General features: G+C 44.0%; 12 protein-coding genes. 6 read left to right on the top strand and 6 right to left on the bottom strand.

The window, feature by feature from the left end; genetic code table 11:
• The first annotated feature begins 1 nt into the window (after position 1).
• On the top strand, positions 2–733 hold the full coding sequence (locus ACFQZI_RS19155) for a 4'-phosphopantetheinyl transferase family protein (protein WP_377145384.1): 732 nt from the start codon (positions 2–4) through the stop codon (positions 731–733).
• 44 nt (positions 734–777) lie between these two features.
• Here ACFQZI_RS19155 and ACFQZI_RS19150 read toward each other — a convergent pair whose 3' ends face one another.
• The 6 genes from ACFQZI_RS19150 to ACFQZI_RS19125 all read right to left on the bottom strand — a co-directional run bounded on the left by ACFQZI_RS19150 (position 778) and on the right by ACFQZI_RS19125 (position 7,043).
• Positions 778–2,079, bottom strand: a complete 1,302-nt coding sequence (locus ACFQZI_RS19150) for a zinc dependent phospholipase C family protein (RefSeq protein ID WP_377145382.1) — start codon at positions 2,077–2,079, stop codon at positions 778–780.
• Between the two features lie 149 nt (positions 2,080–2,228).
• Entirely contained in the window at positions 2,229–3,629 is a 1,401-nt protein-coding gene (locus ACFQZI_RS19145) for an alpha-L-fucosidase (protein WP_377145380.1), read from the bottom strand.
• Positions 3,630–3,922: 293 nt separating this feature from the next.
• Complete coding sequence (locus ACFQZI_RS19140; protein WP_377145378.1) at positions 3,923–4,609, bottom strand: ClpP family protease; 687 nt, start codon at positions 4,607–4,609, stop codon at positions 3,923–3,925.
• Positions 4,610–4,626: 17 nt separating this feature from the next.
• Positions 4,627–4,896: a hypothetical protein gene (locus ACFQZI_RS19135; RefSeq protein WP_377145376.1), complete on the bottom strand. Its 270-nt coding sequence runs from the start codon at positions 4,894–4,896 to the stop codon at positions 4,627–4,629.
• Complete coding sequence (locus ACFQZI_RS19130; protein ID WP_377145374.1) at positions 4,877–5,398, bottom strand: RNA polymerase sigma factor; 522 nt, start codon at positions 5,396–5,398, stop codon at positions 4,877–4,879. The genes ACFQZI_RS19135 and ACFQZI_RS19130 overlap by 20 nt, the downstream gene beginning before the upstream one ends.
• A 235-nt stretch (positions 5,399–5,633) precedes the next feature.
• On the bottom strand, positions 5,634–7,043 hold the full coding sequence (locus ACFQZI_RS19125; RefSeq protein WP_377145372.1) for a phosphoglucomutase/phosphomannomutase family protein: 1,410 nt from the start codon (positions 7,041–7,043) through the stop codon (positions 5,634–5,636).
• An 88-nt stretch (positions 7,044–7,131) separates the two neighbouring features.
• Between ACFQZI_RS19125 and ACFQZI_RS19120 the strand changes: the two genes are divergently transcribed.
• The 5 genes from ACFQZI_RS19120 to ACFQZI_RS19100 all read left to right on the top strand — a co-directional run bounded on the left by ACFQZI_RS19120 (position 7,132) and on the right by ACFQZI_RS19100 (position 12,590).
• Positions 7,132–8,442 (top strand): aspartate kinase, encoded by a 1,311-nt coding sequence (locus ACFQZI_RS19120; protein ID WP_377145371.1) that lies wholly within the window; start codon positions 7,132–7,134, stop codon positions 8,440–8,442.
• A 120-nt stretch (positions 8,443–8,562) separates the two neighbouring features.
• Entirely contained in the window at positions 8,563–9,765 is a 1,203-nt protein-coding gene (gene lysA / locus ACFQZI_RS19115; RefSeq protein ID WP_377145369.1) for a diaminopimelate decarboxylase, read from the top strand.
• A 351-nt stretch (positions 9,766–10,116) separates the two neighbouring features.
• The gene (locus ACFQZI_RS19110) at positions 10,117–11,256 is read left to right on the top strand and encodes a GAF domain-containing protein (protein ID WP_377145368.1); all 1,140 of its coding nucleotides are present in this window, start codon (positions 10,117–10,119) and stop codon (positions 11,254–11,256) included.
• 94 nt (positions 11,257–11,350) lie between these two features.
• On the top strand, positions 11,351–11,545 hold the full coding sequence (locus tag ACFQZI_RS19105) for a cold-shock protein (RefSeq protein ID WP_067057762.1): 195 nt from the start codon (positions 11,351–11,353) through the stop codon (positions 11,543–11,545).
• A 679-nt stretch (positions 11,546–12,224) separates the two neighbouring features.
• On the top strand, positions 12,225–12,590 hold the full coding sequence (locus ACFQZI_RS19100) for a YtxH domain-containing protein (protein ID WP_377145366.1): 366 nt from the start codon (positions 12,225–12,227) through the stop codon (positions 12,588–12,590).
• The last annotated feature ends 213 nt before the right edge of the window (positions 12,591–12,803 follow it).

The following is a 12,803-nucleotide window of genomic DNA, read 5'->3' as shown; positions in this document are numbered from 1 at the left end:
TTTGGGGACTGTCACTAATCGGTTTTTAGAGGGTGTAAGTTGGGAGGGCACTACAGATGCTTTAGCCATAAGCGGCGCCGAAGTGCATATATTTCGCATTAACATCAGCCAAAGCATAAATCGCTTAGCATATTTTGAAACCCTGCTTTCGTCTGATGAAAAACTGCGTGCCGGTAAGTACAGGCAGCAAAAAGACACCCACAGATTTATTGTGAGCCGCGGGGCCCAGCGCATTATTTTAGGGCGGTATTTGAACCATCCGCCTGCGGAGTTAGAATTTGTTTTGGGGGATAATAAGAAACCTTACCTGATGAGCAGAACTGGTGAGGCAATTCGTTACAATCTATCGCATTCCGGGGATTGGATCGTACTTGCAGCGGCAGCAATGCCGGTTGGTGCGGATGTGGAGCAAATAGATCACGCGTTTCCCTTTCAGGATATTTTGGCTGATAATTTTAGCGGTGAAGAAGCCAAATTTATTGGTACCTCGCCAGAGAGGTTCTTTATGCTATGGACCCGTAAAGAAGCCATTCTTAAAGCTACCGGTCAGGGCCTCGGCGATCATTTATCACTTACCCCGGCGATAGATGGCCAACATTCTCTTGATGCATCGCTCACTGGCGCGCAAAAAAACTGGCAACTAAATAGTTTCGAATTAGCCGATGGTTATATAGCTACCATTGTAGTTGAGGGAGATGGGCAGCGATTTATGTTTTTTGAGGCAGATTTGTAAATAAATGCTTGCAACTCATATAAGCTGTTGGTTCTGAGCCAAACTTATTCAGACAACGTTGGCGATTTTGCAGTGTCTTTCGGCATGGGCTTGTATTGGGCAATCTCCTTTACGCGCAGGCTGTTCTCGGGCCACTTCTTTAAGTCTTTTCTGCTCAGTAAAGTGCTATCGGCTGTGCTGTAAAAATCGAGGATATTTTTTTTAAGCTGCGGGGTAACATTCTTATATTGCTGTTGCTGCAGTTGCTCAAGCAACTTGTCAAATGCTTTATCAGCGAGTTTATATTCGCCCCAGCGGGTGGGGTTACCGGTGTCAAAATCAATATCGGGCAATACCAGTTTGTTTTTACCAACCTGCTCTACAGCTATCTGAAAGTTTTTCAAAATGGCCTCAAAGCTTAAAGCGAAAAGTTTTTGGCCCTGCTCGCCCGGCGATTTAAACTTCAGGGTTTTTAACGGACCTATTTTAGGCAGTATTTTTATCATAAATACGGCGACTTTGGCGAAGAACTTAGACTCATGTCGCTGCTTGCCAAACTCCAGGTTAAAAGCCCGTTTGCTCATTTTATACTGAAACTTACGGGCGGTAATACCGGGGTTCATCTTTTCTATCTCTGCCTTATTTTGTTTGTATGCCGATTTGGTAAGCACCGGGAATAAGTTGCGCACGCCCCAACGCATGGTGTTGATAGATGAGTTGATGTTTGAAAATATCGACCCTAATTCCTGCCCATAAGTTTCATAAAAGGCCTTTTCTAAAACCGGTACAGCAATGTTAAAGCCTATAAAATCATGATAGCCTTCGGATGTGTATCCCTTTAGGCCTATCTGCATTACATCGTAGGCAAATTCCATGCGGCTATGCGAGGTATGGTCGTCGTGATAAGTAACCACGTTGCCAAATTTCTCTTTAAGCTTTGGGTAAACAATGGGCACATTTAAATTAGTAGACATGGAATGCCCGTATTTATCGGCCATGTAATGCGATAGCGCACCCAGTGCAAAGGCATATTCGTTCAGATTTTCTGCACGGGCAATTAATGCTTCAATAAAGTCGCCGCTGCGTACGTAATGCACCAGGTCGGTGAAAAGGCCGTTACCAAAGGGCATATAACCCATATCGGCCACTATACTGCCACCATAAGCGTAGGAATGCGCCAGCTTTATCTGTTCCCCGGTAATGCCGGGATATTTTTGTTTTAGCAAAGGCAACAAACTGGGCTTCCATGAGGCATCAATGATGGCCTCATGAGCCAATATAGAGTAAGCTTTAGACGTAAAGCCAGCGAAGGTAAAGAGCGCAGAGATCAGTAAATATTTTAAAACGGAACGGGAACTGGCTAACATTATAAAACAAAATCAGGATAATTCTGCTCAAACAACGGAAATATACCTTCAATGGTTTTATAATATGGTTTTATAGGTGTAATTGTTACGAAAGGGAGAACCCAAACTTTCTCCTTTGGAGAAGGTTTAAGTATATAGCAAGGTGTTCCCTACCTTCTCTCATTATAAACCCCAAATTCCGCAATAGAAACCTGCCCGGCCGCCTTATCAATGGTTAACCGTAGCTTAGTGCCCCAGACACGGTTAAAGCGGTGGATCTTGACACGGGATGCGGTGCTGCCTTCCAGTAAAGGTTTCCAAACGCCGTTTTGCAGGTACTCTAAATGGTAAGCACTGATGTTAGCTTTTGGCTCGGTTAGGGCAATGGTATTAAATTCGGTATCGTGGCCAAAATCAATTTCGTACCATGGCGTTTTAACCGCGGTGTTTGATGTCCACGAAGTGGTAAAATCATCATCATTGGCAAAATCCATAATGTTCATGTCATCGCTCCAACTGGCGTTGGCCGGCTTGTTTTTAGCCAGGTTGCTTGATATAATAGGCGCACCTGTTGCTGCCGGTTTTAGTGCAGGGCCGTCGTTTTTCCATAGTTTGCCAATCTCTTTTAATGCGGCTAAAGCGTTGTCGTCAAATAAGCCGTCGCGGTTTGGCGCAACGTTTAGGATAAAGTTACAGCCGGCCTGGTTTAATGTATTTAACTGGGCAACCATTTTAGCAGGCTCTTTTACAGGTGTGGTTGGGAAGTTGGATTTCCAGAACCAGCTGCTTTGTAAAGGCAAACAAGCCAATGATGGCATCACATTATCTTTTGTTGAGAGGCGCTGGCCAGCGCCCATCTCGTAAGTTTTAATATCGCTGTAGAAAAGGCCCTCGGCTGGGTATTTGGCGCCATTCAGGTCCATCAGCACACAATCCGGCTGGATAGATTTGATAAGGTGATAAACATCCTCAAAATTAATATCATCATAACTTATCCTCGACCAAGGCGCATCCCAGCCATCGATGATAATGGCCTCAATCTTGCCGTATTTGGTCAGCAGCTCGGTTAGCTGCGCCTTCACCATTTCGAAATGTTTTTGGGTGATTTGATGCGGGCGGAGTTTATGATGCGTATCCAGGATACTGTAATAAAGCATCACCTTCAGGTCGTTCTTACGAAAGGCATCCACATACTCCTTCACCACATCGCGTTTCAGCGGACTGTTCATCACATTATAATCGGTGGTTTTGGTATCCCAGATGCAAAAGCCGCTATGGTGTTTGGTGGTGAGGCATCCGTAGGTCATGTTGGCGGTTTTAGCTGCTTTGGCCCACTGGTCGGCGTTTAGTTTTTTAGGGCTGAATGCAGATGCAGGCGTTTCCGGATCAGGCCAGTCGGCATCCATGTAGGTAGGGATATTAAAGTGAATGAACATCCCGAACTTAAGGTCCACAAATTTTTGCTGTAGGGCGGTGTAGTTAGCTGTGTTTGCATCCACCTCGTTGTTTTGTGCTGATACTTTAAACAGGATACAAGTAAGCAGGAATGCGACCGTAAGTAATTTCTTCATTGGAGTAAACGCTGTTGTTAAACCCAAAGTAAGCAATTATATCAGTAAGAAAAATTAAGGCTAATTGTTAAGGTATTCAGGGAAATTGGCACTCTCCCCAGCCTTCTCTGAACGAGCGGGGAATGCACGACGACAAAAATAGCCATTAGTTATTTTACTCACCCCGACTTCGCTTCGCTGGTTCACCCTCTCTGCTTTGCGAAGAGGTTGAGAACAACAAAGAGTTAACCCTCTTTCCGCTTGCGGAGAGAGGGTCGACCAGCGAAGCGAAGTCGGGGTGAGTGAATCTGTAGCTACTTCTCCCTTGCTTCCAATACCTCATCTATCATTCCAAATTCCCGGGCTTCGGCGGCTATCATCCAATGGTCGCGGTCGGAGAGACGGTAAACGGTTTCGTAATCCTGCCCGGTGTGTTTAGCGGTTATATCGGCAAGTTCCTGTTTCATTTTAGCGATCTGCAGGGCGGCTATCTCAATATCTGAAGCCATACCCTGCGCACCTCCCGATGGCTGGTGCATCATAACGCGGGAGTGGGGCAGGGCGGCGCGTTTGCCTTTTGTGCCTGCGCATAATAATACCTGCGCCATTGATGCCGCCATACCGGTGCAAATGGTTGCCACATCGGGCGAGATGAATTGCATGGTATCGTATATGCCCAGGCCGGCATAAACCGAACCACCTGGTGAGTTGATATAGATCTGGATATCTTTTTTAGCATCGGTAGATTGCAGGAAAAGCAGCTGCGCCTGGATAATGTTGGCCACATGATCGTCTACCGCGGTGCCCAGAAAAATAATGCGGTCCATCATCAGGCGCGAGAATACGTCCATTTGCGTTATGTTCATCTGGCGCTCTTCCATAATGGCGGGCGTCATGCTGGCGGTAACGCGGTGGTTTACCTGCGCTATGTACCTGTCTACATGCAAACTTTGGACATGGCGGTGCCTTACCGCATATTTGCGGAACTCATTTGTGTTCATAAATTAAAATTTAAAGTTTAGCGTTCGAAGAAGCGCAATATTTTTTGCCGGAAACTCAGATCTTCGGGCATGTTAAAAAGCTTTTGATGTACAGCTTCTATTTCGGCACGCAGTTGCTTGCGGCTGTACTGCTGCACCATACCATGAGCTTGTTTGTGCCAGTAAATGTCCTCATGCAGCGCGGGGTTTAAGATAAGATGCGCATCCAGCAACAACTTATCCTGCGGGGTGGCAAGGCCGAGCAAATGGTCGTCCACCAGTTTCAAGTTATTCAATGAAGTCTGCATAGCTTAAGGATTGTTGTTTAACGGCATCGCGTACTTTCTCCAGGCATTTGTATTTTTGTACGGTAACCGAGCGTTCGCCGGAGTAACCAAATTGCTCTGCAACATCTTTCATGCGTTGTTTGTGGTAATAAAATGCGCTCAACAGTTCCATACAGCGTTTGCCCGCGGTTTCGAGGTAGCGGAGTACTTTGTTCGACGAGATCTGGTCTTCAGCTACGTCTGCCATGTTCAGCACATCATCTTGTAATGGCTCAGTGGTATGCTCATCTCTATACTTTCTGAACCAAAGGTTTTTGGCGATGCCCAGTAAATAAGCTTTGTTATTTTCTGCGGATAATTGCCCGGTTACAGTTTTTTCATAATATATAACCAGCGCGTCCTGGAAAACGTCCTTGGCATCATCAAAAGAGCCACCTAAGCGGGCGACGTATTTAGCCACCGCCGGGAAGGCGCTTTTATAAAGCTCCATTAGCATTTGTTGCCTATCTATTGTTTTTGCCATGATAACCGCGTTTTACTATAAGTGTAAGGAATGTGGGAAATATCACCGGAAAAATAGAAAAAAGTTTCTTTAATGGATAATCGTCATTGCGAGCGTAGCGTGGCAATCCCCAACTTGCAGAGCCGATATGTAAATAGGGGATTGCCACGTCGCTATCGCTCCTCGCAATGACGTATTTCATCAAACAAAAAAGGCCTGCCGAAGCAAACCTTTTATTTATTCTGAAAATCCCGGTCTATTTCAACAGGTCCGCTTTTACGGTATCAAGTATCTTGAAAGATTCGGCAGTGGTTGGAGCCTCGGCGTAAACGCGCAATACAGGCTCGGTACCCGATGGACGGATCATTACCCAGGTCTCGTCTTCAAAGAAGAATTTGAAGCCATCCATGTCTTCGGTTTTAGCTACTTTTAGGTTACCAAACGCCTCAACGCCACCTTTACAACGGCTGATGATAGCTTGTTTTTTCTCTTCGGTAACGTGCAGGTCGTAACGCTCAACGGCAAATTTGCCTACAACGTCGTAAATTTCCTGTACCAGTTCTTTCAGGCTACGGCCGCTCTTTGCCATAAACTCCCAAATCATCAGTCCTATCCAAACGCCATCGCGCTCGGGGATGTGGCCGTTAACCGCGATACCGCCAGATTCCTCGCCGCCCACCATAAATGGTTTGCCGCTGTTCACAATAAGGTCGCAAATGTATTTAAAACCGATTTTTGTAACGGTGTTGTTCAAGCCGTATGCATCACAAAGTTTTTGAATTTTACTGGTACAAGAGAAGGTTGAATAAACCTCGCCTGTTTCGCCTTTAACTTTGTGCATGTAATGGATAAGCAATAACAATATATGGTGCGAATCTACAAAGTTGCCATCGCCGTCGTAAAGGCCTATACGGTCGGCATCACCGTCGGTAACCAAACCAGATGCAATTTCACCTTCCGATAGTTTGATTAGTTGCTCAAATTCCTGCAGGTTACGCTGGATAGGCTCAGGTGCCTGGCCGTCAAAGCTCGGGTTATAATCTGCATGCAGGAAAGTAATATCCGGGAACAGGCGGCGCATAACGTTTTGGCCGGCACCGTACATGGCATCGTAAGCCCACTGTAGGCCGCTGTCGCGAATGGCAGGGATGTCGAAGCTGTTTTCGGCATGCTCTACGTACATATCCTCAAGGTTTACGTACTCTACCAAACCATCGGTAACGTAATCGGTAACAGATTTTAGTTCGAGGCTGATGGTATCCGGGATCTGCGATTCTACTTTTTCAATATCGTCCGGGGTAGCAGGGCCACCGTAATGCGCTTTTATTTTGTATCCGTTGTAAGCAGGAGGGTTGTGACTGGCGGTGATGATGATACCTGCCGATGTTTTTAAACGTACGGTACCCAACGAGATCATGGGCGTTGACACGAAAGTATTTTCGGCACGGAATACTTTAATACCCTGCGATGCCAATACGGCGGCGGTGGTATCTGCAAACAGTGGTCCGGCAAAACGCGGGTCGCAGCCTACCAAAGCCGATGGGTTCTCAAAGTTTTGTTTTAGCCACAATGCGGTTGCATAGGCCACTCGTTTTACGTTCTCAACGGTAAAGTCATCGGCAATGATCGCTCTCCAGCCATCTGTTCCAAATTTTATTTTGCTCATTTTAGATATAAGTAGTTTAAAATCCTATTTTTAGCGCCTCAATATTCATACAAGAATATTAATGTTTTATGGTAAACGGAAACAATTAATGAAAGTTTTAAAATTTGGCGGAACATCGGTTGGTAGTGCCGCCCGTATGCAGAAGCTGCTGGACATTGTAAACCCGCAGGAAAGGCAAATTGTTGTGTTATCGGCCATGTCGGGCACTACAAACAATTTAGTGGAAATAGGCCAGGCCTACCTTGCTAACGACAAGGCCAGGGCGGCAAATTTAATAGCGATATTAAAGGATAAGTACAACGCTGTAATAAAGGAACTTTTAAAGAAGCCCGAAACATTTGAACAGGGTAAAGAGGTTATTGATTACCACTTTAGATTGTTAAGCAGCTTTGCCAACGACCTGTTTACCCCTATAGAAGATAAGGTTATTTTGGCGCAGGGCGAATTGCTGTCTACCACGCTATATCATATATATTTAAAAGAAATTGGCGTGCCATCGGTATTATTACCAGCATTGGAATTTATGAAAACCGATGAAGATAATGAGCCCATTGTAGACCATATCACCGCCGAGCTTACGCCCTTGCTGGATGAACACCCGGATGTGAACCTGTTCATCACCCAGGGTTTTATTTGCCGTAACGCGTTTGGCGAGATCGACAACCTGCGCCGCGGCGGCAGCGATTACACCGCGTCGTTAATAGGCGCAGGTATTCGTAGCGAAGAAGTGCAGATATGGACAGATATTGACGGCATGCACAACAACGATCCCCGTATTGTTAGCAATACTAAACCAATTGCACAGCTTTCATTTGATGAGGCTGCCGAACTGGCTTATTTTGGCGCGAAGATATTGCACCCTCAAAGTGTCTTCCCGGCACAAAAGTATAAGATCCCGGTACGCCTGTTAAACACGATGGACCCGCAGGCAGCAGGTACATTGATAACAAACACCAGCGAGAAGGATAAAATTAAATCGATAGCCGCTAAGGATGGTATTACGGCTATTAAGATCCAGAGCAGCCGTATGCTGCTGGCGCATGGCTTTTTACGCCGCGTATTTGAGGTGTTTGAGCGCTACCGCACATCTATAGATATGATCACTACATCTGAAGTGGCTGTTTCATTAACTATAGACGATACTACTTACCTGGGCGAAATAACCGCCGAACTGGGCGCTTATGGCTCGGTTGAGATTGATGTTAACCATACCATTGTATGTGTGGTTGGCGACTTTGGTGCCGAGAAACATGGCTACGCAGCCCGCGTGCTCGAAGCTATTAAACACGTGCCTGTAAGGATGATATCATACGGCGGTAGCGACCACAATATGTCGGTACTGGTAAAAACAGAAGATAAGGTAGAGGTATTGAGGAGCTTGCATAGCAGGTTGTTTTAGGAGGCCTCACCCAACCCTCTCCGAAGGAGAGGGCTTTAAAAAGTTGAGCGAGAATCCTCTCATTTGGAGAGGGCAGGGTGAGGCTTTTGACTTTTGACTTTTTAATTTTGACTTAACATCATGTTCAACAACAATACAATACAGCGCTTTAACAATACAGAAACACCATTTTATTATTATGATATGGATGTTTTGCGCAATACTTTAGATGCCTGCAGGGATGCATCATCAAAATACGGTTTTCATGTGCATTACGCCATGAAGGCTAACTTTAATACCAAAGTGGTTGATGCCATACAATCATACGGCTTTGGTGCCGACTGCGTGAGCGGTAACGAAGTCAGATCGGCCATTGAACATGGTTTCGATAAAGGTAAAGTGGTTTTTGCCGGCGTTGGCAAATCTGATAAGGAAATAAACGCCGCGCTGGATGCCGATATCTTCTGCTTTAATGTAGAATCCATTCAGGAGCTGGAGATCATTAACGAGTTGGCCGCCGCCAAAGGCAAGGTGGCCGGTATCGCTATCCGCATCAACCCAAATGTAGATGCCCATACGCATCATTTTATAACAACCGGGCTCGATGAAAATAAGTTCGGTATCAACACCTGGCAATTAAATGATGTAGCTGAAACGCTGCGTAAATGCGCCAGTCTGAAATTTTTAGGAATCCATTTCCACGTTGGGTCGCAAATTACAGATATGGAGGTTTACCGCAACCTGTGTAACCGTATCAACGAAATGCAGGATTGGTTTGAAGACCACGGCTTCACCGTGAAAATATTAAACACCGGCGGCGGACTGGGGGTAGATTACTATAATCCCGACACTAATGGCATAGCCGACTTTGAAAGCTATTTTAAAGTTTTCAGCAAGTTCCTGAATGTAAAACCGGGGCAGGAGGTTCATTTTGAATTGGGCCGTGCTATGGTTGCGCAATCTGCCTCGCTTATATCAAGGGTATTATATGTCAAGAACGGTCAGAAGAAAAATTTTCTCATCCTCGATGCCGGCATGACGGAGTTGATGCGCCCTATGCTTTACCAGGCATATCATGCTATTGAGAATTTAAGTCAAAATTCAAAATTCAAAATTCAAAAGTTAGAAGAGAACCAATCCGAAATCGTAAATCCGAAATCCGAAATTAAATATGATGTTGTCGGCCCTATTTGCGAAAGTACGGATTGCTTTAGAAAAGATGTTGACCTGCCGCAATCTTACCGCGGCGACCTGATAGCTATACGTACGGCGGGCGCTTATGGCGAAGTTATGGCATCTAACTATAACCTGCGCGATGCTGTGCAATCTGTTTATTCAGAATAAGTTAGCATCCCGGCAAACCATCTGTATCTTTTAAGCGTATATTCAATAAATAATAGCGTTGCTTGATAATAAGATGTAGTCTTATATATAAAGTGGCTAAATAATTAATGTGGCTTTTGTGGTTATAAGCTGTATTAAGGTATTTAGTAAGCTCCGTTGGTGAAAAACTTTCGGGGCTTTTTTATATTGATATTCGTTATAACTGCAAACCTTGCAGGCAGCAATTCCGTATTTTATTTACCCTTGCTAAAATAAATGTACAACAAACGCTTTACTCCGAACAAAATGGTTCATTTAATGTATTATGTAATCGTAAGTTATTAATTACCTGCTATATCTATTCGTATCATAATGAATTACAACGAGCAACAACGCCTTACCGCTGTAGAAAGGTTTAAAAACCTCGATGAAGGCATTGCTACAGATCTTAACGACATTGTTGCCCTCGTATCTCAAATATGCGGAACACCGGTAGCACTTGTTACCCTGCTTGATAACGAAATACAATGGTTTAAGGCAGCCGTAGGTACCGATATTACCAATACACCCGTAGGCATATCTTTTTGTACCACAACCATTCAACAGGATGGGATAAACATTATAAAAGATATGGAGAAGGATGAGCGCCACAGCCAAAACCCCCTTGTTACCGGCAATCCAAATGTTCGGTTTTACGCGGGGGCACCCCTGATTACAAAAGATGGTTACGCCGTTGGCAGCTTGTGTGTAGTTGATATGCAACCGCGAGACTTAAGCCAACATCAGCAAAAAGCCCTGCAGGTGATGTCTAAACAAGTGGTGAACCTGATGGAGCTTAACTGGGGCCTAAAGGTAATGGAAGACCAGCGAAACAAAGAGTTGGAACAGGCAGAAGCCATTGCAGAGTCGGAATTAAAGTTAAAGGCTATATTTGACAGTAGTAAGGATACCCACTTACTTATCGATAAAAACTTTGAGGTGATGGCATTTAATAAATCAGCCTCATCTTTCATACATACAACCTATGGCCATGTATTAATGAATGGCGACAACCTTTTAGACTATTCTGATCCCAAAATTGTAGGGCAGTTAAAAAAGTACTGCAAGGCCGCTATGAATGGCAGATCGGTAAAGCGCGAATGGCATATAATGGCAGGAACCCCTTATTCCTGCTGGATGAACACCACTTTTGTGCCCGTAAGGAACAAAACGGGAGAGGTTATAGGTGTGGCGTTAAACTCTACCGATATTACCCACCATAAAAAGCAGGAAGCTTACATAAACGTGCAAAACGAAGCGCTTAACCGCATTGCCATTATACAATCGCATGAGTTGCGCAGGCCGGTTGCATCGTTACTTGGTATTATGGACCTGATAAAGATGGAAAATGTAGACTTTAATTATTTTGATATGATGGAGCTTACCGTTAATGAACTTGACGAGAAGATACGCGGAATAGTTAAAGATTCGGAGAATACGCTGCATGGCCGCCACCTCGCTGTAGTAGCATAGTAAGCTTTATAGCATTGTTATGACTTGCTTTTATGTAGCATTTGCACTTATGTGGATAATTATGCCTACCTTGCGCACTTTAATAAATAAAATAATGCAAAAAGAAGGAACAGTAAAATTTTTCAATGAGACAAAAGGTTTTGGATTTATCACACCTGATGGTGGTGGTGCCGACGTATTTGTTCATTCAACAGGTCTGATCGACGAGATTCGTGAAAACGATAAAGTTGAGTTCGAAGTAGAAAACGGTAGAAAAGGCTTAAACGCAGTAAACGTAAAAGTTGTTTAATTATATATTAATCTGCTAAATGTTACAGAAAACATCCGCTCCCAAAGGGGCGGATGTTTTTTTTGCGGCCAGATTTTTTGATCAGCAACCTGGGTGTCCCATTCCGTCCCGTTTTTTTAAAAGTGGGACACCTTGTATTTAACTTAATTACCTTAAATCTGATATTTAATATTTTTGTTTGACTATTTATTTAAAATGGTCAACAATGTAAAGTAGTGATTGACAGTATTTTGATATAAATTTCTCACTACTGTAATAATTAGTGGGACAGTAAACCTATAACAGGTTTAACCTAATCATTTCCGCTCATCCAGAATGCCACGGGATGCCAGGGCTATCAAACCCATTAAAACAGGTATAAGTGTATCAAATAAGTGGCGCAATAGCCGGTGCCCGGCATGTTCTTTTCTGTCGAAAGTGGGGAAGAGTTTATATTTAAGTACAATAAGTATAGCTACCAGTACAACGGTTATTAAATAAAATACTTTTCTAAAGTGGCCCGACTTTAATAAATCTGTTGATATTTCCCAGGTTATACTAACCTTAACGCTATAGCCCTTGCTTTGTGTGATGATTACACGCGGATTGCTATTACATTAAACTTAATACGAAAAGTTTAAACACTGCGGCATGGCATTTGTTACTTAAGTACAAAAACATCTACTTAAAAGTAAATTATATGAAAGACCAAGCAAAAATTATAGCAGCACTTTTAGTGGGTGCTGCAGCAGGCGCCGCATTAGGTTTATTGTTGGCACCTGAAAAAGGTGAAGACTTAAGAGGCGATATTGCTGATTATGTGAACGACCTTGTTGACAAAGCAAAAAACAAAGCGCAAAGTACTGCCGATAATGTTAAAGAATACGCCAGCAACACGGTAGATTCTGTAAAATCTCGTTTCAGCGGTGCTGTTAGCGATGCAGAAGGCGCTTATGATAACGCAAAATCAAAAGCTACAGACTATGCTGAAAACGGTGTTGATAGCGCGAAATCAAAAGTGAAAAGTACCGCTAACGACTGGAACAACTCTATCCAGAACGCATAATTCGGTATTAATATACAATAGCAAAGCCCTGCAGACTATAGTCGGCAGGGCTTTCTTATTTGTAATGGCGGTAAGCGATAGCCAACGGAGGGATTTAATATTGATTTGTCATTTAGAACGAGCTATAGCGAGGAGAAATCCTGTTCTTCCATGCAGGTAGGCGACTTGCATGTCTAACAAGATTTCTCCTCGTTCCTCGTTCGAAATGACATT

It is taken from the genome of Mucilaginibacter lutimaris, from assembly GCF_042676625.1.
GTDB lineage: Bacteria > Bacteroidota > Bacteroidia > Sphingobacteriales > Sphingobacteriaceae > Mucilaginibacter > Mucilaginibacter lutimaris.
This window is presented reverse-complemented; position numbering and strand designations above follow the sequence as displayed.